The organism is Prosthecobacter sp. (assembly GCF_034366625.1).
Classification (GTDB): domain Bacteria; phylum Verrucomicrobiota; class Verrucomicrobiia; order Verrucomicrobiales; family Verrucomicrobiaceae; genus Prosthecobacter.
In genome coordinates this window covers 563,042-588,885 of record NZ_JAXMIH010000023.1, presented here as the reverse complement: position 1 = coordinate 588,885, position 25,844 = coordinate 563,042, and the positions used below count along the sequence as shown (strand labels likewise).

General features: G+C 62.6%; 6 protein-coding genes and 1 pseudogene. 1 reads left to right on the top strand and 6 read right to left on the bottom strand.

The annotated features are described in order from the left end of the window. Position 1: 1 nt before the first annotated feature. From U1A53_RS22945 to U1A53_RS22920, 6 genes and pseudogenes are all read right to left on the bottom strand, one after another. Positions 2-1,114 carry an efflux RND transporter periplasmic adaptor subunit gene (locus U1A53_RS22945; protein ID WP_322284199.1) on the bottom strand — a complete coding sequence of 371 codons (1,113 nt, stop codon included), beginning with the start codon at positions 1,112-1,114 and terminating at the stop codon, positions 2-4. Then, on the bottom strand, positions 1,111-2,316 hold the full coding sequence (locus tag U1A53_RS22940; RefSeq protein WP_322284198.1) for a TolC family protein: 1,206 nt from the start codon (positions 2,314-2,316) through the stop codon (positions 1,111-1,113). The genes U1A53_RS22945 and U1A53_RS22940 overlap by 4 nt, the downstream gene beginning before the upstream one ends. A gap of 106 nt (positions 2,317-2,422) precedes the next feature. Continuing rightward, positions 2,423-2,869 carry a hypothetical protein gene (locus U1A53_RS22935; RefSeq protein WP_322284197.1) on the bottom strand — a complete coding sequence of 149 codons (447 nt, stop codon included), beginning with the start codon at positions 2,867-2,869 and terminating at the stop codon, positions 2,423-2,425. Between the two features lie 47 nt (positions 2,870-2,916). Beyond that, a pseudogene (locus U1A53_RS22930) lies at positions 2,917-4,089 on the bottom strand (3-dehydroquinate synthase); the annotation flags it as partial. A 67-nt stretch (positions 4,090-4,156) separates the two neighbouring features. After that, positions 4,157-4,999 carry a UbiA family prenyltransferase gene (locus U1A53_RS22925; RefSeq protein ID WP_322284196.1) on the bottom strand — a complete coding sequence of 281 codons (843 nt, stop codon included), beginning with the start codon at positions 4,997-4,999 and terminating at the stop codon, positions 4,157-4,159. Between the two features lie 110 nt (positions 5,000-5,109). Next, entirely contained in the window at positions 5,110-6,129 is a 1,020-nt protein-coding gene (locus U1A53_RS22920; RefSeq protein WP_322284195.1) for a glucose-6-phosphate dehydrogenase assembly protein OpcA, read from the bottom strand. Positions 6,130-6,392: 263 nt separating this feature from the next. Here U1A53_RS22920 and U1A53_RS22915 point away from each other — a divergent pair, with 263 nt between their 5' ends. Continuing rightward, positions 6,393-25,844 (top strand): M36 family metallopeptidase, encoded by a 19,452-nt coding sequence (locus tag U1A53_RS22915; protein WP_322284194.1) that lies wholly within the window; start codon positions 6,393-6,395, stop codon positions 25,842-25,844.

The window sequence follows — 25,844 nt, the reverse complement described above, 5'->3', positions numbered from 1 at the left end:
ATCAGGCGATGGCTTTTTTTCGTCCGATCACGAGCGTGACGATCAAGAGCATCAGAAGCAGCCCGCTGGTGCCTGCGAAGAAGGTGGTGAGCAGTGTCCAGCCACCTTCCGCATGGTCGTGATCCTCATGACCGCCACCGGCGGCGATTTGCTCCTTGGTCATCTCACTGCCGTCTTCGTTGTGTGGATGGCCGTGCGCGGCGTCCATCGCCTCTTTGAGGCTGACGCTGCCCTTGCCTGCGAAACCAAGCGCATAGGCCCCACGCGTGACGACTTCATCACCGGGAAAGAGACCCTTCACGACTTCCACGAACTGATCGTTCTGCGCACCGAGCACGACGCTGGTTTTCACGAAGGCGTTCTTCAGTTCATAATCTTTGATATAGACGAAGCGCTCCGCCGCATCGCCCTGCACCGCGCCGCGCGGGATGGACATCACGCCTTCGCGCGTGCTGGCGACGATGCTGAACTCCGCCTTCATGCCGGGGCGCAGCAGCTTGTCGGGATTCGGCACATGAAACGCCGCCTCAATCGTGCTGGTGTCCGAATCGGCCACGGCGGCGATGTGGGCGAGCTTTGCCTCGAAGACCTTGTCCGGCAGCGCAGGCACGCGGATGTGCGCGATCTGCCCCGGCTTTAACTGGCCCGCGAGGTGCTGCGGCACATGCGCGGCAGCTTCAATGATGCTCAGGTCGATGATTTCGATCAGCTCGGCATCCGGCGACACCGGCTGGCCTTGCGCGATGTTCACTTTGGAAACCACGCCGCTGATCGGCGCGGTGAGTTTGATCACGGGTGGAGGATCTCCGGGCTGGCGGCTTTCCACCCACGCGACCTCGGCATCGACATCGACCTCCTGATGCGGAATGACGAGCACGGAAAACGCACGGCCGGGAATGCGGCTGCTGACGACGGCTTTCTTGCCGGGCAGCACCTCGATGTTGCCGAGCGCAAAGACCGTTTCCTCAAACGTGGTTTCCTCGGCTTCGGTGAACTGGAGCTGCAGATTCGCCACGGCCGCCTCTTCGAGGATGATGGTGTTGTCCTTCCGCTTGGGATCAGCAGCGTGGAGAGCAAATTGCAGGAAAATGAGAACGAGCAGGATGGATTTCATGGCTTGATGGCTCCGGTGGCGGCTTCGTAGCGGATGCGGGCGAGGTGGAAGTCCCGCACGGCGTCCAGAGCGGCGGCTTCGAGCTGGAGGCGTTGATCGCGGACGCGGAGAACGGTGAGGAGATCGGTCTGGCCGCTCTCGTAGGCTTTTTCGAGCTTGCTCGTTTGTTCAATGACCAGCGGAAGCAGCTTGTCGCGTGTTTCGCGGGCCAGATCGGCATTGGCCTGCATCTCGCGGCGCGCGGTGTCGGCCTCGCTGGCGATTTGTTTTCCAAGAGCCTCGGCTTCGAGGCGCTGGCGCTCAGCGGCGGCTTTCTTCTCGGCGATCTCGCCCTGATTGCGGTTCCAGAAGGGCAGCGGGATGGAAACGCGGAAACCAATGAAGCCGGTGCGTTCACGCTGGCCATTCGACTGGTCCTGCATCTCCTGAGCGCTGAAAAAGCCGGCGCTGACGTCTTGCAGACGTTTGGAATGAGCCAGCGCGGCATCGGTCTGCGCGACGGTGATTTTGGTCTGCGCGAGCTGGAAGTCGGCCCGTTGCTGCCACGGCGTGATGCCGGGCAGGACAAGCGCGGGAAGATCACCGCTGATGCTAAGTGACTCTTGCGTGCCGACTCCAAGCATCGGCTTCAACTGGCCGAGAAGGCTGACACGCTCGGTTTCGAGCTTTTTGCCCTCCAGGATGAGCCGCTGTGCATCGACCTGGGCCTGCGCGGCATCAAGCGGTGACAACTCACCTTTGTCCGCGCGGCTCTTGGCGAACTCGGAGAGTTTTTTCGCCAGCGCGGTCTGTTGCTGACGCAGCGCACGCTGCCGGTCGAGCGCGAGCATCCGGACGGCATGAGCACGTGCCTCGGCGATGAAACGGCGCTCCGCATCACGAACTTCGAATTCAGCAGCGATGACGAGCTGACTGGTGAGCTGCTTTTCGAGGCTGAGCCGTTTCGTGATCGGAAACGACTGGTCGATGCCAAACTGCAGCGTGCGAGGGCTGACACGGCTTTCGTTTTGAAAGCTGCTCTCCAGCGTCGGATTGGCGAGTCGGCCGCTGCCAAGCTGCCGTCCTCGCGCTTCCTCGACGGCGAGGCGCGCCGCTTTAAGCATGGGATGATGGCTGCGAACGCGGGTGGCGATGCCGGAGAGCGAAAACTCTGCCGCGAGGCAGAACGCGGGCAAACTGAGGAACAGGAGAATACGGAACATACGAATGAGCGGTTTGAGATTTGAGGCAGGCAGGCATGACGGAGCGCCATGCGAACGAACACGTCGGCAGGCGCCGGAAGCGTGTCCGGCACCGACGTTGTCTCTCTCAAATCCTCAATGCGATGGTCTGCGCGAGCCTGCGCGGCCATGCCTGCGCCTGCAAACTTCGTTGCGGCGGCTTTTCTGTGACAAAACGAACGCCCGCAAGGGTCTGGCGGCTGGTTTCCCAAAGATCGAGCGTGCCGAGCAGATGCACCGGCGCGAGGATTTGAAGCGCTGTTTCATTCTGCTGCTTGGCGACGAGGGGATCGATCACGGCAGCGTGCTGGTGCGTGTCGCCATCGTCTTCCTCATCCTGATGAGGGATGGAATGATCCTCTTCCTCGTGACAGGCGGAGGAATGCGGCCCGTGGCAGTGATCCACCTGCGTGATTTGCTCCACACCGCCGCAATCACATAGCCAGCCGCGATGCAGGCCAAACGTCTGCGCCCAGCCGATCGCGAGCAGCGCGATGAGGCCAAAGGTGAGATGTTGAAGACGAAGGGCAGCCATGCAGGAGGGAAGATAGTTCCAACAGACGGAAAAATGCAAGTTCGCATTCACGGCACCGCCGCCTGACGCTGTTTCAGCTCCACGAGCGCGTTCAGGATCTTCACACGGTTCATTTCGTGAACTTCGAGCTTCGTGCCGATCTCAGGCACGAGGGTGACGGTCAGCTCACCGCCGAGGTGTTCGCGGAATTCTTCGAGGCCTTCAAGGATGGCGGGCTCGCCGCTTCTGCCGGTATCGAGCAGGTGCGGGGAGAAGGTGGCGAAACCGATGCGCTCGATGAGCTGAAGCACGCGTTCGCAAGTCTCGACATCGAGGATGCCCTGCATGCGCGAATAAACGAGATCGACGGCCATGCCGATGGCGACGGCCTCGCCATGCGCGACGGCAAACTTGGAAATCTGCTCCAATTTGTGCGCGGCCCAGTGGCCGAAGTCGAGCGGGCGGGCGGAGCCGAGTTCAAAGGGATCACCACCGGTGGCGATGTGCTCGACGTGCAACTCGGCGCTGCGCTGGATGACTCTTTCGAGCGCGTCCTGCTTCAGCGCGGCGAGATCATCGGCCATACTCTCGATTTGCTCGAAGAAGGCACGATCCCGGATGAGAGAGACTTTGATGGCCTCGATGATGCCGTTGCGGCGCTCACGCTGCGGCAGGGATTCGAGGAAGGCGAAGTCATTCACCACGGCATAGGGGACGGCGAAGCTGCCGATCCAGTTTTTTTTCCCGAAGTAGTTCACGCCGTTCTTCACACCAACACCGCCGTCGCCTTGAGACAGTGTCGTGGTGGGGAAACGCACATGACGAATGCCACGATGCGCCGTGGAGGCCGCAAAGCAGACGAGATCGAGCACCGCACCACCACCGATGACGAAGACGTAGCTGTGACGGTCCAGCGCGGCCTCGTTGATGGCGTCCCAGCAGCATTCGACGAGGCGCAGGTCGTTTTTGCAGGACTCACCGCCGGGAATGACGATGGGCGTGTCCGTCAGCGTGAAGGCCTCCGCATGGGCCTCGCCATAACCGACGATGTCGTCGATGAGATCACGATTTGCATTGGCGACGGCTTCATCGACGAAAACGAGGACGCGCGGCAGCTTGTGCGGCTGGTCGAGCTTGAGAAGATCGCGGATCGTGTTGTTCCGGGGCGCGAAGACTTCTCTCGTGAACAAGATGCGGTGGGTGTGTTCGAGCCTGATTTGTTTCTCCAGCATTGGGGGCGGGTTCTTTGCCCGTGACCGGGGTTGCGGTCAAAGGGAAAGGCTAAACGGCCAGTGTTGGTTGATTCCATCACGTCGCGGCCACCCAGCGCTGCCAGAGGCGTAAAACGGGGGCGAGAGCGACGAATCCGAGCGCAACCGTGGTAGAGACGCTGGAAACGGCGAGGGCATCGACGATGGCAATGCCGGCGAGCAATGTGCCAACGGCCTGGCCGATGGCGGGACCACCTTTGCGCAGCATTTGAGTGGCGTAGGCGATGAGGATGGCAAAGGCGGCAAGGATCACGAGCTGCATCGGATAGCCGCCCGCTGAGGCAAAACGCATCGCAAAGACGATTCCAGGCGTGTACAGCAGTGCGAGGGCGAGCATGGATGATGCGGCGGGCAACGCGCCGTTTTTGTGCTCCAAACGTGCGGCGATGGTGATGCCGACAACGTAGCAGCCAAGGGCGGCAGCGGCAGGCAGGGCGGCGGCGGGTGCGGCGCTGGCGGCCATCAAATAAAGGAGCATGCGGCATGCGCCCATGATGATGACGGAACCGGCCCACTGCTTGTGATAGAGGTCGTAGAACACGATCGCGGCCACCAGAATGGCGGTGATGCGGGGATTGGCTCCGAACCAGGTGGCCAGTGTCGCGCCGACGATGAGCATGGCAATGCTGACGATCCAGGCGGTGTTCAGACTGACCTGGCCGCTGGGAATGGGTCGTTCTTTGCGATGTTCGCGGTCAAACTTCACATCGGCCGCGTCATTGAGAATCATGCCGCCGGTGTAGAGCAAGGAGCCGGCGAGGATGAGCCAGTAGAGACGTGGATCGGTGAGCGTGCCGCCGGTGAGGAGCCAGGCAGCGGTGACGTTGGTCCAGACCGTGGGGAGGTTGGAGATGCGGGCGAGATGGAGCCAGGGGCGCATGTGATGGATTGAATCTTTTTCCTCCTCCTACTCTTGCTCCTTCTCCCTGAAACGAGAGTCGGAAAATATTCGGAAAGGGAGGAGGAGTAGGAGAACGAGTAAGAGGAGGATTAATTGAGCATGCTGCGGACGAAGGGTAGCATGCTGGAGTAGAGCGTGCTGCCGTGGAAACGGGAAAGCTGTTCGCTGACGAGCTCTGCGTCGCTGTCCACGTCGGCGGGGAGGAGGTCTTTGTGCTCATGCTGGCCGCAGGAGGTGCAAACATGAATGAAGGCGGAATCGCAGTCGCGGCGCACCTCGCCACGGACACCGTCGCCTTCAAGCACGACGCTCTGGAGGGCGGGACCGCTGTCTTTTTCGATCAGTTCCAGCTTCAACGTGGTGCCTAGTCGCTGATTGATCCACACAGCGAGCAACAACGCGGCGGTGCGCTGGCCTTTGAGATGAGTGATGTGGATGGCCTGCAGCTTCGCGAGGTTTTGCAGCGCGGAGGCGTCCTGGAAGCAACTGGCGAGCGCGGTGCGCATGAAGTGCGAGCGTGTCCAGGCGAGATCGCGCACGTCGAAGTCGGCGGTTTCGGCGTGCATGGCGGTCAGCAGCGCGTCGAACTGCCGCGCAGGATCGCTCCAGCGGCTGCTGTCGATGATGAGTGTGTCGATGCGCGAGTAAAAGCGCTCCTCGAAGTGCTGCGTGAGGTCCGCCTGCCACCAAACGACGAGGGGGAGATCGCTGTCGAGATGGGCAAAGACGATGTTTTGCACCTGTGCGGCATCACCCCCTTCGAGAACAAAGCTGAGCTGCTCGCTGCACACGGTTTGCTTGCCTTGATACGGACGGCACAGCGCCTGAATCCACGCACGTGCGCGCGGTGGCTGTGACTCGGGCAGTGCGAGAATGAGCAGGGCGCGGCAGGCGTGCTCGGCGGCGACGTGATCGAGCAAGTCGTTGTCAGCGGCAAGCAGGCTGCTGTCCTCGGTGTAGATGGCCAAATTGATCAGCGAGGCCCGCGTTTTGGCCTCGTCGCCCTCCCAGAGCTGCTTCAAGGCACGATCAATGCGCGAGATGGGCGTTTCAAGGCCGAGGCGGCCGAGGTCGGAGTCGTTGAGGATGGGGAAGAGCATCGGGGGCATGATGGCGAAAGGAGGGGGCCAGACAAGTGTGCATGTGATAGCACTGGCTTTTGCTCCGGCAGAGCAGGGTCATTTTTTTACGAGTACACTCTTGCCAAGACATCACTTCTTTCGCTACAACGGTCAAAATGAAATTTTCACCTCTAAAATATTGGCTGCCTGTCGCCTCTGTTCTGCTCCTGCTGGCACTGGCCCTATTATGGATAAGGCTTAAACCATACGAAGCACCGGAAAAACCAGGCGCAAGGCCATCGGTTGAGACCGTGGCCGAGGCTGCCAAGCCCGCCAAAAAAAGCCTCTTCATCCTTGATCGAAAAAAAGAGCGGCTGGGCGAGATGGACAAACGTGAATCGAAAGCCGTCACTACGACAAGTGTGGAACGTGCCGAAGCACTGGCGGCTCTACGCCGTGAGGTGCCCGGAGTACAAGTGGATTTTGACCCGATTACGGGCGCGCCCAGCCACATCATGGCGGCAGGCAGATTTCTGGCGAAGGCGCAGCCTGATGTGAAGGATCCACATGCACCGGTGCGCGTTTTTGTGACAAAGCATGCGGCGTTGTTCGGCCATGGCGCAGCGGCGTTGCAATCAGGAAACGCACGAGTGACGAGGGAGGATGTGACCGCACACAGCGGGATGCGGACGGTGGTCTGGCAGCAGGAGGTGGCAGGCGTGCCGGTGTTCCAGACGATCCTGAAGGCGAATCTGACGAAGAACGGCGACCTGGTGACGCTGGGAAGCCATTTCATGGGAGATCCGGTCAAAGCAGCCGGAGAGCAAGTCAAGCTGGTGCCGCAGCCACCGCTGAACGTTGCCGATGCGATGACCCACGTGGCAAAGAGCCTGGGCGGTGATCTGCAACAGGCCGCAGTTACGCCGAACTCGACCGTACAAGGTGCTGAGCAAGCGCAGAAGCTCACCGCTCCCGGCTTCAGCGACACAGCAGCACACCTGAGCTGGGTGCCGATAGATGAGGACACGCTGCGACTGGCGTGGGAGATCGAGACATTCAGTTTGCAGCAAAACGAGATGTTCCGTCTGCTCATCGATGCCGAGGACGGAAAAATCCTCGTGCGCCAGAGCCTGACGGCTGACATCAGCAACGCTTCGTATCGCGTGTTCACCGGTGACAGCCCCACGCCGATGACGCCGGGCCACAACACGCCGCTCTCGACGCAGCCAGCGGAAGTCGCGCGTTCTTTGGTGACGACGCAGGCATTGAACACCACCGCATCCCCCGAAGGATGGATTCCCGACGGTCAGAATGAGACGGTGGGTAACAACGTCGATGCGCACCTTGATCTGAACGCGGACAACATTGCCGACACGCCGCGTCCGCAAGGTTCACCGAGCCGCGTGTTTGACTTCTCCTTCAACTCGGCCTCGGAACCGACGGCTTACCGCGACGCGACGGTGACGCAGCTCTTTTACTACAACAACTGGATTCACGACCGCATGTACCAACTGGGTTTTACGGAGAGCGCGGGCAACTTTCAGACCAACAACTTCGGACGTGGCGGCAACGGCAACGATGCTGTGCAGGCGGATGCGCAAGACGGCAGCGGCACCAACAATGCGAACTTTTCCACGCCCAGCGACGGTTCTCCAGGCCGCATGCAGATGTACATCTGGCCGGGGCCGGCACCGGACCGCGACAGCTCCTTTGACGGAGACATCGTGGTGCATGAGTACGGCCACGGCATCAGCAACCGCCTCGTAGGCGGTGGTGTCGGCATCAGCGCATGGCAGTCCCGCGGCATGGGGGAAGGCTGGTCGGACTTCTACGCCATGTCACTGCAGAGCGAGGCCACGGACAATGTGAACGGCGTGTATCCGATGGCGGGTTACTCGACCTATCTGCTCAGCGGGATGACGACGAATTATTACCATGGCCTGCGCCGCTATCCTTACTGCACAGACATGACGAAGGCACCGCTGACCTACAAGGACATCGACCCGACGCAGGCCAGCCCGCACACCGGCATCTCGCTCAGCCCGCGCTACGGTTCATCGAATGGTGATCCTTCGCAATACCACGCTCAAGGGGAGGTCTGGTGCAACATGCTCATGGAATGCCGTGCCAACATCATCACTGCACGCGGCTGGGCGGTGGGCAATGAACTGATGCTGCGCATCGTGACCGACGGCCTCAAATTGACGCCCGCGAACCCCACCTTCATCCAGGCGCGTGACGCCATCATCCAGGCGGACTTGGTGAACAATGCGGGCACCAATGCCAACTATTTGTGGGCCGGCTTCGCCAAGCGCGGCATGGGCGCCAGCGCCAGCGGACCTGTGAACAGCACGACGACGGGAGTGGTGGAGGCCTATGACATCCCGGATGACTTGCAGGTTTCACCTGCCACACCATTCGTGGCCACGGGCGTGCTCGGTGGCCCGTTTGCGCCGGCCTCGCGCGCCATCACGCTGAATAACATCGGCACCGCAGCGCTAAACTGGACCGCCAGTGCCAGCCAGCCCTGGCTGCTGCTCTCCCGCACCGCAGGCTCGCTCGCTGGTGGTGCGAATGACTCGATCACAGCCTCCTTCTCCGCTGCGGCGAACAATCTGGCCCCTGGCAGCTACAGCGCCATGATCGATTTCACCAACACCACCAGCGGCGCGGTCATCCAGCGGCAGGTGTCACTGACTGTTGACCCGCTGCGCGTCACCATCCTCGCTGAACCGTTTGATGCGCCCACGCTCTCCGGCGCGTGGACGGTCACCGGCACCGGCCCCTTCCGTACGCAGGTCACTGCCGCCAATGCCCCGCGCGCGAGCAATCATCTCACGATGGATTCCTCCATCGACACCACCTACGCTCGTAATGAGGCCACGCTCACCGTGAACCTCGCCGGCCAGAACAATGTGGAATTGGTTTTCTGGGCCAAGGGCTTCGGCGAGGATTCGCACGGCCCGCCCACCAGTCCGTTCATCAATGGCGCGGACTTTGACGGCGTGGCCATCAGCGCGGACGGCGGCACCACCTGGTATGAAGTGCAGGGCCTGCGCAGCCTTTCGAGCTCCTGGACCAAGTACACCGTCGATCTTGATGCCGCCGTCGCAGCACGCGGTCTGAACTACACCAGCAGCTTCAAAATCCGCTTCAACCAATACGACAACTACGGCATCAGCACGGACGGCATCGCCATTGATGATATTCTCATTGCCCAGTCCATCAGCAACAACCTCGCCCTCTCCCTGCCGGTGCAGGCGGTGACGGAAGGTGCCTCGGACGTCACCGCCACACTCAATGTGACGCCAACACCGACCTCCGCGCTCACTGTGACGCTCAGTGCCAGCACGGCGGATGTTTTGCTGCCCGCCACCGTCACCGTGCCGGCCAATACCAGCCAGATCACCATACCCGTCACGATCGTCGATGACGCGCTGCTGGATGGCAGTCAGACGGTGGTGCTGACAGCCACTGCAGCCGCCTTCCCGGCCGGCACGGCCGCGTTGACTGTACATGACAATGAAACGGCGGTGCTCACCGTCGATGCGCCGCTCAATGGCATCGAGGGCAGTTCCTCGCTCACCGGCACGGTGTCCGTTCCGGTCGCTGTGGATGCTGCCGTCACGATCACGCTCGAGTCCTCGAACCCCGCCGCCGTCGTGACGGCCACCGTTGTCATTCCTGCCGGGCAGAGCTCCACGCAGTTTTTCATCACCCTGACCAATGACGGCCTCATCAACGGCACGCGCAGCGCCACCTTTACCGCCAGCGTGAACGGTTGGACCACAGGATCTGACACCCTGAGCATGCTGGACGATGAAAACGCGAATCTCGTGCTCTCGATGACAGTCCCGGCCATCAACGAGACGGATGGCCTGCGCGCAGGAGCAGGGCGCATCTCGGTCAACGGCTTCACGCAGAGCAACGTGGTCATCTCCCTTGCCAGCAACGACACCAGCGAACTGACCGTGCCGGCGAGCGTCACCCTGCCCGCCGGAGCCACGCAGGTGTCCTTTGACATGACTGCGGTGAACGATCCGGACCCCGACGGGCCGCAAAACGTCATCATCACCGCCAGCGCGCCCGGTTTTATCGACGGCACGCTCGTCACGGCGGTAAATGACGACGAGGCCGCCCCCGCTGCGTGGAACCCGCGTCCGTCTCACCTCTCAACGAACAATCCGGTGACCGCCGACCTGGCCTGGAGCACCTCGGAGGGCAATTTGATCGCCAACGGCGGCTTTGAGAGCGGTTTGAACGGATGGAGCTTCAATGTGCCGGGCGGACCGATGTTCAAGTTGCAAAACGGATCGCTGGATCCTTCGGGCAACGACACGCCCACGCCACCTTACGCGGGCACGTCGTCGATGATTTTCGCTCCGGGCAATTCCAGCGGCACATGGAGCATGTGGCAGGATGTGGCGGTGCCGCCGGACGGTCCCGCGCCGGTGCTGCAATGGATGCAGCGCATCCGCAACACCGGCACCGCTTACTCCTCCACCCAGCAGTATCGTGTAGAAATCCGCGACCCGTCCACCGACACGGTGCTGACGACAGCCTACACGACCGCGCCAGGGGACGCGTTGTTCCAGGACTGGGCGGCCCGCTCGGCAGATCTGTCCGCATGGCGTGGGCGCAATGTGCGCATCGCCTTCGTCGTGGCCTCCGGCAGCGCCATCCTGAACGTCCTGCTGGATGAAGTCACGCTGCAGCAGCGCCCCGTCAGTTCGACCTACGATGTCTATTTCGGCACGAATCCAGCACCCGGCCCTGCGGAACTGCTCGGCAACACCGCCACAACCTCCTGGACACTGTCGGACCTCACCCTCGACACGACTTATTACTGGCAGGTCGTGACCAAGAACGGCGCGCAGATTATTCCCGGGGCGGTATGGCAGTTCAGCGTGCCTGCCGCAGGAAATGTGGCCTCGTTCGCCTGGGGCGGCATCGCCTCGCCACAAAACAGCAGCACCGACATCCCGGTCACGGTGACGGCTTTGGACGCGCTGGGCCATGTGGCGGCGGGTTTCACCGGTACGGCAAATTTAAGCGCCGTGCTGCCACCGGTAACGCAGCCAAGCGTACTCATCACTGAGCACAGCACCTGGACGACGGACGAGTTTGAGTTCACCAACGTCACCAACGCTCCAGTTGATGTCTCCGGCTGGAAGGTGCTGCTCACGCAGTTCAATTCCTTCCCGGCGCCCTATCTGACTTTCACGATTCCGAATGGCACCACCGTGGCGGCAGGCGGCATTTTCCGCGTTATGGAGTCCGGCACCGCGCCGGGGGCTTATCCGCTTTTCCGTACGGGGCTTCCCCTTCAGCAAAGCATGGCAACGTCCTCCTTCGTCATCCTCAAAAATGCCCGTGACGAAGTGGTGGACTTTGTCTGCGTGGGCGGGGATCCGCGACGTGTCACCGTGCCGCTGCCCGTTGAAGCTTGGAATGGATCGAGCCTGCCCACCGTGACGACCAATCCTGCTAGCATGACTTACCAGCGCACCGGCAGCCGCGACAACAACAGCGGCGCGGACTGGCAGTTGCTCGCCGCCACACCCGGAACACAAAACGCCGGTCTCACACCTCCTTTCACCGCTGGCACGTCCGCACCCGCTGTCACACCGCAGACCACGGCCAGTTTCACCGCCGGTGTGTGGAGCGGCAGCATGCAGGTGCTGGGTGCCGCGCAAAACCTGCGCCTGCGTGCGAGTGAAAACGGCGGGAAATTCGGCGAGAGCGGCCAGTTCATCGTGAACGCGCCGAACGGCCAACTCACGCTCACCGCAGGCGCCACGGCGGCGGAGGGAGCCGGGACGTTGGCGAATTTCGGCACGGTGAGCATGCCCGCGGCGGTTGCGACGGACACCACGGTGAGCTTCCTGGTGAACTCGTACACACAGGCCGGCGTGGCGAATGTCACGATCCCTGCCGGGGCCATCAGCGCGGGCTTTGACCTCAGCATTGTCGATGACGCGCTTGTGGAAGGCACGCATAGCATCACGATCACAGCCATCGCGCCGGGTTGCGCAGCATCAGCTCCAAGCACGATCAGTATTACGGACAACGAAGGAGTCGTACTGACGCTGACCGCGCCCGAGAGCGTGACGGAAGGACAGACGGTGCAGAACATCACCATCACCTCCGCCTCCGCGCCGTTGAGCACGCTGATCATCACACTGGCCAGCAGCGACACGACAGAGGCCACCTTGCCGGCCACGGTCACACTTCCCGCCGGACAGACGAGTGTAACGGCGAATCTGACGGTGGTGAACGACACACTGCTCGACGGGCCGCAAACCGTCACGCTCACCGCCAGCGCGGCTGGTTTCATCAGCGGCACGGCCAATGTGACGGTGAATGACAATGAACCGGCGGTGATCACGCTGGCAGCGCCGGCCACCATCGCGGAAAATGCGGGAGTGGTGCCTGCCGCAGGCACCGTGACGCTCGGCGGGCAGGCGGTGGCAGACACGATCATCACGCTCAGCTCGTCCGACACGTCATCGTTGACTGTTCCTGCCACAGTGACGGTGCTGGCGGGTCAAAGCAGCGCCACCTTTGCGATCACAGCCGTGGATGACAGCACGGTGGAAGCGAACGCGCCTGTAACACTCACCGCGAGCCTCGAAGGCCTCACCAGCGGCACTATGAATGTGAGCGTGCGTGATGATGAGCTGGCGGTGTTTGCCTTCGCGACGATCAGCAGCCCGCAAAAGGCCGCCACAGCCTTCCCGGTCACGATCTCCGCCCGCAACACCAGTGGCGATGCTGTCAGCGGCTTCACCGGCACCGCGTTGCTCACCGCCGCAGAAAATACCATCACGCCCGGGGCCACCACCGCCTTCACCGCCGGCTCGTGGACTGGCAATGTGACGCTCAACAACTCATCCGCCGCCCAAACGATCACGACCGCCTCGGGAGCCGCCACCGGAACAAGCAACACCTTTGTCGTGGATGCCGGAGCACTGGCCAGCTTCGCGCTCTCACCCGTCTCCAGCCCGCAGGAGGCGAACACGCCGCTCACGCTCACCGCGACGGCAAAGGACGCGCTCGACCAGACTTTGACCACCTACACCGGCCCGGCGCGGCTGGTGCAGCTCGGCGCGGCACAGACGGTGATGGTGGGATCGTTTGCTGGATCGACGACCACGAACCTGCCATTGCTGACCAGCGGCTACAATCGCGAACGTTCGGTCATCCTGGTCCGGGCGTCTGAACTTGGCACGGCGGGCATGTTGTCTTCCATGTCGCTACATTTCCTCTCGCCGCCACCCGCGCTGACTCGTTTCATGATTCGTTTGAAGCCCACCGCCCTCACTGCGGTGTCGTCTGCCAGTGCGTGGGACAACAGCGGGTGGCAGACCGTGTATGACGCCCCGCTGAACGTCGGCAGCCCCGGCTGGGTGGATTTCGCCTTCTCCAGTTCCTTTCCATTCGATGGGAACTCCAATGTGCTGATGGAGATCATCCACTCCAACACGGCCAACTCGAACTGGAGTCCATCCCTCACGGCGATCAACGCCGCATATACTTGCGTGGCCTATGCGGCGGTGAGCAGCAGCAGCACGGTGAACGCCGATCCGACGCTGTGGACCAGCACCACCCCGTCGAAGTCTTCCAGCGCCACACGTCCGCTGCTGCGCTTCAATTCCCGCACCATCCGTGACGCCTCCCCCGCAACGCTGACGTCGTTTGCCTCAGGTGTGTTCAGCGGGCCGGTAAGCGCGCCTTACGGCGGCACCGGCCAGACGCTCGGTGTGTGGGATATGGCGGCGAATGTACTGACTGAGACGAGCTCATTCAATGTGACGAGCGCCGCCCTCCGTGGTGTTGCGGGCATCACTGGCACCGTCACTGCGAATGCGGCGCCTGCGGCAGACCTAACCGTGAACCTCACGGCGATGGATGCCGCAGATGTGACGCTACCGGCCAGTGTGACGATCCTAGCAGGCAGCAACACAGCCACTTTTGCGGTCACTACCGTCGATGATCCGCTGATCGAGCCGACGGAGACGGTCACAGTGACGGCCGCAGGCGCGGGCTATGATGCCGGCGGCGGCAGTTTCACGATCACGGACAACGATGGGGCGACACTGACCGTGACCTTGCCCGCAAGCGTGACGGAAGGCGGCGCCAGTGACACGGGCACTGTGACCGCGAGTTCCGCGCCGCTATATCCCGTGACCATCAACCTGACTGCCACTCCCTCGGGGCTGGTAACTGTGCCTGCCAGCGTGACGCTGCCCGCCGGGCAGACCAGCGTGACGTTCAGCGTCTCTGCCGTAAACAACACCGCCATCGACGGCACGCGGAATGCCACCGTCACCGCGAGCACCTCCGGTTGGACGAACGGCAGCGCGACGGTAGACGTGCTGGACAACGAAACGCTGAATCTTGCCTTGAGCCTGTCCACCACCACGCCACGCGAAGGCGCGGGGACGATCTCCGGCACCGTGGCGCTCAGCGGCACGACTTCGTCGGCCATGACGGTGAACCTCACGAGTGACGACACGAGCGAGGCCACCGTGCCCGCGACGGTGACGATCCCGGCAGGCGCGAGCAGCGCGGGCTTCACGCTCACAATTGTGGACGATGCGCTGACGGACGGCACACAGCCGGTAACGCTCACGGCTTCTGCTTTGGACTTCACGAACGGCACGCTGGCGCTCCAGGTGCTCGACAATGATGTGGCGGGCTTCGCTTCCGCCACAGTGCCGAATCCGCAGATTCGCAACGCGCCGTTCTCCATCACCGTGAACGCGGTGGACGTGAACGGAGCCCTGATCCCAGGTTTCGCCGGCACAGTGGCGCTCAGTGCTGCCAATGGCGTCGGGGCCATTGCGATGACTCCGGCCACCAGCGGCAGTTTCGTGAATGGCACATGGACGGGCAACGTCACCGCGACGCAGGCCGGCACGGGCGTGGTGATCACGGCGGACGGTGGTGGCGGGCTCACCGGCATGTCGAACAGCTTCGACGTGCTCGCGGCGGGCTCGATGACACAGTTTGCGGTCTCCACGATCAGCAGTCCGCAGATGTCAGGCACGGAGGTGCCGCTGACGATCACGGCACAGGACGCCGCCGGCAACACGATCACAGGCTACAACGGCAACGTGAGCTTCTCCGCCGCCGGACCGTCGGGAGCAGACGTGGTGACCGGCACCGGCACATTCACGACGACCACAGTGCTGGGATCCACCAGCCACGACTCGCGCAATCAAAGCATCTTCACGCCGGCGGAAGTTGGTGCCGCACGCACGCTGCGATCCATGGCCTTCGAAGTCGTCACGCTGCCGGACCGGGTGCTCAGCAACTTCACCCTCCGCCTGAAGCACACGACGAAGACGGATTATTCCGCCGCCGGGTCAGGCGTGTTCGAGACGACGGGCTGGACCACGGTTTACCAGGCGAACCAGAGCCTCGTGTCCGGCTGGAACACCTTCACCTTCCCAAACGGCTTCTCCTACGATGGTGTGAGCAACCTGATGGTGGACATCAGCTACGACAACCCGGCCGCTGGCACCATCAGCGGAACAGTTCGTTACACCTCCGCCGCCGCCTCGAAGGCCCTATATGCGACATCGAGCAGCACGAACGGTGATCCGCTCACGTGGAATGGCAGCACCAGCCCCTTATCAAGCTCGACCACGACCCGCCTGAACCTGCGCTTCTCCGGCCACACTCCGGTCACCGTCACTCCGGCGGCTTCGGGATCATTCGCGGGAGGTGTGTGGAACGGAAGTGTTACCTTTGCCAGCAGCGGCCCAAGCGTGATGCTCAAGGCGGTGAATGGTGCGGGCATCCAAGGCCAGAGCGGCTCGTTCACGCTCAATGGCAGTGTGCCGGATCACTTCGAATTCGCATCCATCGCCTCGCCACAGACCGTGGGAACTGCGGTGCCAGTGACCGTCACGGCCAAAGATGCCAACAACATGCCGGTGACTGGCTTCACCGGCCCGGCGGTGCTCAGCGGCGCGGAGCAGGCACTCAAGGCGCAGGTTGGCACCGGTTCAAACACCACCAGCACCCCGCTCGGCTCGCAGAACAAAGCCCAGCGCATGCAGGTCATCTACACAGCGGCGGAATTGGGCGCGGCGCGGCGGACACTCACCGGCCTGGACCTCAACGCCACCACCGCGCCGGGCAGCACGCTGACAGGCTTCACCATCCGCGTGAAACACACCACAAAGGCAGACTTCACCGCCGCAGGCACGGCGGTGTGGGAAAGCACGGGCTGGACGACCGTGTTCCAGAGCGATGTGACGATCCCAGCGGCGGGCTGGACCAGCTTCCCCTTCACCACGCCCTTTGAGTATGATGGTTCGCGGAACGTGATGGTGGATTTCAGCTACAACAACGCCGCCACCGGCACGGTACAGGGATTCGTGCAGTACACCACCGCCGCCGCCAACCGCACGATCCTGCGGCAAACAAACGCCGATGAAGGGAGCCCGCTGGCCTGGCACGAATGGAGCGCGCCCGTTCCAACCGCGAGCACCGCAGTGCCCAACGCCCGCTTCTCCAGCAGCAGCACTGTCAGCATCACGCCGGTGGTCACGGACGGTTTCACGCAGGGCGTGTGGTCCGGCAGTGTGACGGTGAACCAGCCGAAGCCGGGCGTGCAACTCACCGCAAACACCGCCGGATTCTCGGGAACGAGCCATGCCTTCAATGTAAACCCTCTCGGCGCTCTCTCGATCACGCTGGCAGCGGCGGCGGAGGAGGGAGCCGCTCCATTGACCGGCACGATCACACGCACGGGCGCGACGACGGATGCGCTGACAGTCGATCTGGCCTCCTCCGACACCACGGAAGCCGAGGTGGTCATGACGAGCGTCTCCATTCCCTCCGGCGCGGCATCGGCGGACTTCACCGTGAACGTGATTGACGACGCAATCGCCGACGGACCGCAAAATGCCGTCATCACGGCCTCCGCGGCCAATTACACCGCCAGCACGGCCACCGTGAGCGTCACGGACAACGAGGCGCTGACACTGGCGGTGAGCTTGCCGGCGAATTTGAGCGAAAGCACCACCGCGCCCGGCAATGCCTACGTCACGATCAACCAGCCAGCCGCCTCGGCGCTCACAGTCACGCTCAGTTCCAACGACACCACCGAGCTGACCGTGCCGGCCAGCGTGACGATCGCCGCCGGGGCCACCTCGGCCACGTTTGCGATGACGGTGGTCAATGACACGCTCATCGACGGCCCGCAGCCGGTGACGGCCACGGCCACGGCCGCCGGTTATGCCACCGGCAGCGCCTCCACCACGGTGCAGGACAACGAGACGCTGTCATACACATTGAACTCCTCCGCGGCGGGTGAGAGCGCGGTTCCTTATTCCGTCACCCTGACGCTCGGCGGCACCACCAGCGTGGATGTGCCGGTCACGCTCAGCGTGAACGACACCTCCGAGCTGCTCCTGGCTCCAAACACATCAACCGCAGGCGGCAATAGCGTCACAGTGACCGTTCCGGCGAACTCCAGTATCACCACCCTGGCCTTTGTGCCACAGGATGACGCCGTGAAGGATGGCAACCAGTCCGTGACCCTCACCTTGAGCGCGCCCGGCTATCCGACCCTCACACGTTTTGTTTCCGTGGTGGATGACGAGGTGGACCGCTACTTCTTCGGCCCCGTCAGCAGCCCGCAGACGGCGAACGCGTCCTTCAGCGTGAGTGTGACGGCACGAAACATCGACGACAGCATCATCTCCACGAACAACCAGACGCTCAGCCTCGCGGCGGCGAATGCGGCTGGCACCATCGCCATGACACCCGCGTCGGTGACGCTTGTGAACGGCACGGGAACGTTCAACGCACTGTTCACCGCGAGTGCCGCCGACGTCAACATCACTGCCACGGACGCGCAGAACGTCACCGCGCAAAGCGCCGCGTTCGACGTGCTGGGCACGGGTGGTTTGTCGCGCTTCGACTGGTCCGCGTTGAGCGGTCCGCAGTTGGTCGAGAGTCCGGTCACTGCCACGGTGACAGCCAAGGATGCCGCCAGCAACACGCTGGCGTCCTACACCGGCCCGGCGAACCTCAAGGCCTTCAACACAACCGCAGATCTGACCATCGGCGCCGGCACCTTGAGCTGGAGCACGCCGCTGGGCAGCTCGGCGCATGCGCGCACGCAGAGTCTCTATCTCCAGTCAGAGATGGGCGCGGCGCGGCGGCTCACCGGCCTGGCGCTGAACATCCTGACCAGCAGCAGCACGGTGCTGAACAACTTCACCATCCGCATGAAGCACAGCTCCGCCACGTCCTTTTCCAGCACCACCTGGGACAGCAGCGGCTGGACCACGGTCTTCAGCGGCACACGAACTTTCAACACCACAGGCTGGCAGAACACCGTCTTCACCCGCCCGTTCGACTATGATGGGGTGAGCAACGTGATGGTCGATGTCAGCTTTGGTAACACCGCCACTGGCACGGCCTCCACCTGCCAGTACACCACGGCTGCCGCCACGCGTTCCCTGTCATTGAACACCAGCACCACCTCCTCCGGTCTGCCCACGACTTGGGGATCCTCGCCCCTTGGCTCGCTCACGACCAACCTGCTCAATGTCCGCTTCACCAATGCCACGCCGCTGGTGGTCTCTTCCACCAGCTCCGTGCAGAACACTTCGGGCACCGGGACCGTGACGGCAAACTTCCCGCTTGGCACTTTTTACCACGATGAGCGCAGCCAAATGATCTACACGCCCGCCGAGGTTGGCGGCGCGATGACGATCAACTCCGTGGCGCTCGATGTCAGCACCATTCCCGGCCAGGTGATGAATACCTTCACCATCCGCATGAAACACACTGCAACGGCGGACTACAACTCCAGCGCCTCGTGGGATTCCACCGGCTGGACCACTGTTTATTCGACGACACAGACGGTTTCCACCACCGGCTGGAACACCTTCACGTTGACCACGCCCTTCGTGTACAACGGCAGCAGTAACCTCATGGTGGACATCTGTTTCAATAACTCAAACTACACCAGCGAGGGGTATTGTCGCTCCAGCACCACCACGACTCCCCGCTCGATCTGGTATCAAACCGACAGCGGCTATGGCGATCCGTTGCTGTGGAGTGGTACCACCACCCCCACCCCCATCACCTCGACCAACCTGCCCAACATGCGCTTCAGCGGCACCGGCAGCGTCCAGACAGCGGCGATCTCGCCGACCGCCACAGGAAGTTTTGCCAATGGGTCTTGGACCGGTGGCATCGCCGTGCAACAAGCGGGGGCATCCGTCTTCCTCGCTGCGGACGATCCAGCCACCGGGATCTCCGGCTACTCGAATGCCATCGCATTCAACTCCAGCGGCGCGCTCGCCCTGACCTTCCTCGGCACCTTGGCGGAAGGAAACGGCACCGTGGCCAATGGCGGCACTCTCACGCTTCCCGCCGCGCCCGTCTCCGCCGTCACCGTGAGCCTTGGCAACGCGAACTCGGCCCAAATGACCGTACCAGCCACTGTCACAGTACCCGCAGGACAGACCAGCGTGTCCGTTCCCGTCACCATCATTGATGACAGTGTCATCGAAGGCACGCAAACCGTCGCCGTGACCGCCGTCGCGCCCGGATACACCCGCGTGACGACCAGTGCCTCCATCGCCGACAATGACGGCGGCACCTTTACCCTCACCACGCCCGCCAGCGTGGCGGAAGGTTCCTCCAGTTTCACCGCCACGCTCAATGCCAGCGCCACCTCGCCCGTGACCGTCACCGTGTCGCTCAGTTCGAACGACACGACCGAGCTGACCGTCCCCGCCACCGTCACCCTGCCTGCCAATGCCAGCAGCGTGAATTTCACCGTCACTGTCGTGAATGACACCCTCGTCGATGGCCCCCAGAACGCCGTCATCACCGCCAGCGCCTCGGGCTGGACATCTGGCACCGCCACGGTCAGCGTCACCGACAACGATGCGCTGCCCGCGCTCTCCATTTACACCTACGGTTTGTCGGAAGGCGGCACCTACAGCAGTAACTACGTTTACATCAGCACCGCGCCTGCTTCGGCGGTCACTGTCAGTCTTTCCTCTGACTCCAGCTTCTTGACCGTGCCGGCCACCGTCACTGTGTCCGCAGGGTCAAACTACGGCTACTTTACCGCCACCGCCCCGGAGGACTCAGTCTCCACTGGGACGCGCTACGCCACCGTTTCTGCCTCGGCGGCCAGTTACCGCCCGGCCGGAACAATCGTCGCTGTTGCTGACAATGATGTCAGCGCTTACCGCATCTCCACCATCAGCGGCACGCCAGTGGCGGGGGCGCCGGTCAGCGTCACCATCACCGCGATCGCAGCGGATGGCGGCACCGTCACCGCCTATACCGGCACGGTTAATCTCAGCGCCACAGGCAGCAGCGGTGTTGTGCCCGTCACGCCTGCAATCAGCGGCAGCTTCAGCTCCGGTGTTTGGACCGGCAATGTGGCCTTCAACCAGGTCACCACCGGCATCGTGCTCACCGCCACCGATGCGCTGAGCCGCACCGGCAGCAGCAACGCCTTCAACACGACCCACAGCACGCTGGATCACTTCACCTGGGCCGCCGTGCCATCACCGCAGGCCGCCAGCACACCCTTCAGCGCTACGGTGACAGCCAAAGACTTTTATGAGAACATTGTGGCAGATTATGCAGGACCGGCCACGCTCCAGGCCGCCAAGGATTACACCACTGCGACTGCGGGGACGGGCACAAGTTCCGATTGGTATCCTTTCGGCGGCTACTACCCGCAAAACCGCTGCCAGATGATTTATACTGCGGCGGTCGTCGGCGCCAGCGCCCGCAAGCTACAGGGGCTGGCTTTCGACATGACCACCCCCAGCGCCAGCTATCCTGCGGTCACACTGACCAACCTGATCATCCGCCTGAAGCACACGTCTTTAACCAGCACCAGCAGTTGGGACAGCACTGGCTGGACGACTGTGTTCCAAGGCACCGTCAACATGAACAAGACTGGCTGGCGTGAGTTTGTTTTCAGCACGCCGTTCGACTACAACGGCACCAACAACCTGATGGTGGACATCAGCAGCAACAAAGCAGGCTTCCACAACCGGATTGAGGCTAGATACACGTTCAGCGGTGGTTCGGCCCTTTATGGATTTACATCGGGAAATCTGCCACCGGACACTTGGAGTGGCTCAACTCCATTGGGAACATCGAGTTCGCAGATGCCCAACCTGCGATTGATCTCCTACAGCCCCATCAACCTGAGTCCGCAGCAGGCCTCGCCGTTCACGACAGGAGCTTGGAGCGGCCAGTTGTCCTATGGCGCCTCTGGCAGCAACGTCGTGGCCATCGCCACCGACACCTCCTCGGGATCGCGTGGTGTCACCAACACAGTGAGCGTCACCACCACTGGCATATTAACTCTCACCATGGCGCCCACCGCCACCGAAGGCACCGCGCCGCTCACCGCCACAGTCGGCATCGCTTCCGCGCCTGCTGCCGATCTTGCCGTGACGCTAAACTCGACCAATACGGCCGCCGCCACCGTGCCTGCCACGATTACCATCCCGGCCGGGCAGACCAGCGTGACCTTCCCGGTCACGGTCGTCGATGACGCCCTGCTGGACGGCACGCAGAGCGCCGTCATCACGGCCTCCGTGATGGGTTACGACGCCGGTGTGAGCACATTGAGCGTGCTGGACGACGAAACGACGACGATCACGCTCAGCCTGCCCGCCACGCTCGCGGAAAACGCTGCCGCCACCACGGGAACGGTCACTCTCAGCACTGCCGCCGGCTCTGATGTCACCCTGCCGCTGACTTCCAGCGACACCACCGAGCTTGGCGTGCCAGCCAGCGTCACCATTCCCGCCGGAAGCACCAGCGCCACTTTCCCCATCACGCCCGTCGATGACTCCTTCATCGACTTCGCCCAAAACGTCACCGTGAGCGCCAGCATGGCGGGGTGGACAGGCGGCAGCACCGCCATCTCCATCACCGACAACGAAACCACTGTGCTCAGCCTCAGTTTCACCAGCAGCGTGGCGGAAGGTAGCGGCACTCTGACCGCCACACTCACGTCCTCCAATCCGGTGCAGGACGCCACCACGGTCACGCTCGCCTCCGCCGACACCACCGAGGCCACCGTTCCAGCCACCGCCACCATCGCCGCTGGGTCCAGCAGCACGACCTTTGCCATCACCATCATCAATGACACCGGCAAAGACGGCTTGCAGACCTTTGCCATCACGGCCGCGGCATCCGGCTTCACCGCCGGCACGCGCAACCTGACGGTGACCGACAATGACGTTCACAACTTCCTCATCTCGGCCATTGGCGCCACGCAGATTCGCAACGCCCCCTTCAATGTCACCTTCACCGCCCGCGACGTGAACAACGTCACGATCACGAACTACAGCGGCACACCCTCGCTTTCTGCGATGGATGGAGCCACCTCACTGGTGGTCACGCCAGCATCTTTGTCCGGCTTTTCCGGTGGTGTGAAGACTCAGGGCATCAGCATCGGCAGTTTTGCCACGAACGCGGTGATCACTGTCACGGATGCGGCCGCCGCGGCCTCAAGCAACAGCAACGCGTTTGGCGTGACGTATGGGATCCACACCAAATTCGGCTTCAGCACCATTGCCTCGCCGCAAACCACCACCGTGCCGTTTTCCACCACCATCGTGGCGCAGGATGCCCAGGGGAACACGGTGCCCACTTACACCGGCACGGCGACGCTTGCCGTGCCAAACCTAGTCAGTTTGGGCACTGCGGGCACCACCTTCAGCTCCCCGCTCGACACATATTACGACGACGTCCGCACCCAAGTCATTTACACCGCCGCGGAGGCGGGCGCCGCGCGCAACATCACCTCCATCGCGCTGGACGTGACCAGCCTGCCGCCGGTGGCGATGAGCAATTTCACCATCCGCATGCGCCACATCACCAAGTCAGACTACGGTTCCGGCGGTGTGTCATGGGAGTCCGGCGGCTGGACCACATGCCATCAGTCAAATCAGACCCTTTCCAGCACCGGCTGGAACACCTTCACGTTTACCACCCCCTTCGCCTACAACGGGGTGCAAAACGTCATGGTGGACATCAGCTTCAACAACGCCAGCTCCTCCTATGCCACGGGAGGCTACGTACGCGCCACCACCGGCTCCTTGGCGCGCACCATGTACTACTCGGGGGCTGCCGTCGGCGATCCGCTCGCCTGGACGGGAACTTCGCCTTGGTATTACACCACGACCACCCGCCCGGACATCCGCTTTGGAGCGGCTTCCACCATCATTCCTTCTCCGACTGGAACAGGTTCCTTCACGGCAGGCGTCTGGACCGGCAACGTGACGATTCCATCCGCCGCCTCGAACATCCAGTTGCAAGCTGCGGGAGGCGCTCTTTCCGGCCTCTCGAACACCTTCTCCGTCATTCCGCCTCTCACTTTAGGAGTCACGCTTCCTGCTTCCGCGGCCGAGTCCGCCGGCAGCGTCTCCGGCACCGTCACCATCTCAGCGGCCCAAGGCGCTGCCACCACGGTGAACCTGGCCTCCAACGACACTACCGAGGCCTCGCCCACCACCGCCACAGTTACCATTCCCGCGGGATCAACCTCCGTCGGCTTCACGCTCAGCCTGATGGACGACACACTCAAAGACGGCACGCAAAGCGTGACCATCACGGCCAGTGCCGCCGGTGCCGCCAGCGGCGAGACAAACATCTCCATCACGGATGACGATGTTCACAACTTCCTGGTTTCCACAGTTGGCGGCACGCAGGTGCGAAATGCCCCGTTCAACGTCACCTTCACGGCGCGTGATGTGAACAACGTCACCATCACCGGCTACAACGGCAGTCCTGTTTTGACTGCATCGGATGGCGGCACCTCGCTTGCCGCCTCGCCGGGCACGATCTCCGGCTTCAGCTCAGGAGTGAAATCACAGCCTGTGACGGTCGGAAGCTTCGCCAGCAACGCCGTGCTGACGCTCACGGATCCCGTCACCGGCGGCAGCGGCAGCAGCAACGCTTTTGCCGTCACCGTTGGCGCGATGTCCAGGTTCGCCTGGGACACGATCTCCCCGCCTCAGGTGGCGAACGACGCTTTCCCGGTCACCATCACTGCCCAGGATGCTGTGGGGAACACCGTGACTTCCTACTCTGGTTCAGCGGCGCTTTACGCCCCTCTCAGCACCTCCACCCGCACTATCGGCACCGGATCAGTCACCGACCTTGCCATTCCATTCAACACGCTCTTCACCAAGTGCCGCAGCCAGCAAGTGCATCTCTCCAGTGAGATCGGCGTGACGGAAGGACCAATCACCTCAGTGGCCCTCAATGTCACCGCCGCGCCGACGGCGGTAACCTTCACGGACTTCACCATTCGGTTGAAACACACCGCCCGCACTGGTTACAGCCTAAACTTGAACGACCTGATCTGGGAAACCGACGGTTTCACCACCGTGTATCAAGGTAATATCACGGTCAGCACGACAGGATACCGCACGTTCACCTTCACCACTCCTTTCACCTATGACGGCGTGAGCAACCTCATGGTGGATTACAGTTACCGCGTGGCATCCCCCACTACCTTAAACCGGCCCACGGTGTACGGCACCGACCGAGGCAGCAGACGTTCCATCAACTACTACACCAGCACCACCACCTATGGCGAACCCCTGACCTGGAGCGGCATCACGCCACCCGCGTTCGGTGATTCACGGATCGCCGACATTCAACTGGGCATGACAACCTACCACCCGCTCAGTCCGGCGACCACCTCGGCCTTCACCAACGGTGTCTGGACCGGAAACCTCACCCTCGGCTCCACGGCGGACTCAGTAACGGTGACCGCGACCGACGCCGCCTTGACGGGAACCTCGAACAGTTTCGAAGTCATCCCCACCGCTTTCGTGCTCACGGCTGAACCCGCCTTCACTGGCGGGCTGGCAAACACGCTTGCATGGAATCTGCCCGCAGCAGGTCTGGAGTATGAACTGGAGCGCTCCGCCACGCCGGACTTCGCCGCCCCGGTCTCCAGCGGCTTCCTGGTCGGCTCCACCACCACCTTTGGAGGCCTGGTGGACGGGCAGACCTATCACTACCGCGCACGCATGCGCCGCCAGGGGGTGCAGCCTTGGACGAGCGCCTGGTTTCCGACGACCTCCTCCACCCAGGACGCCAGTCCGCCGGTGCTCAGCATTCCTGATCTCACCACCGCAAACGCCAGTGCCACACTCACCGGCACCGCGACGGACGCCACCAGCGGAGTCTCCACGGTGACTGTCGCAGGAAACGCTGCCACCACCGCCAATGCTTTCGCCAACTGGACGCGCAATGTCACCGGCCTTGTGGACGGCAGCAATTCCATCACCGTGACTGCCAGCGACAATGCCGTGCCGCCGAACACCGCAAATGTGACAGCCATCGTCTATCGCATCACCACGCCGGCAGGCGATCCAAACAACAATGGCATCAATTCTCTCGTCGAGCATGCTCTCGGCATCCCTGCCGGGGCTCCCAATGCGCACTCCATGCTTCCTGCCGCAACTGTGCAGACAGATTCAGGAACCAACGCCAAATACCTCAGCATGCAGTTCCGCCGCCGCATCCAGCGCTCCGGCCTGGCTTACACGGTGGAAACCAGCACCAACCTCACGAACTGGGATGACACAGGGGCCAGCGTTCAGGAAATGTCCATCGCGCCGACGGGTGACGGCGTCACTGAAACCGTTACCGTGCGGGTCACTCCGGCGATGAGCGCCTCCAACACGAAGGGTTACGTCAGGTTGCGCATCGCCACATACTGA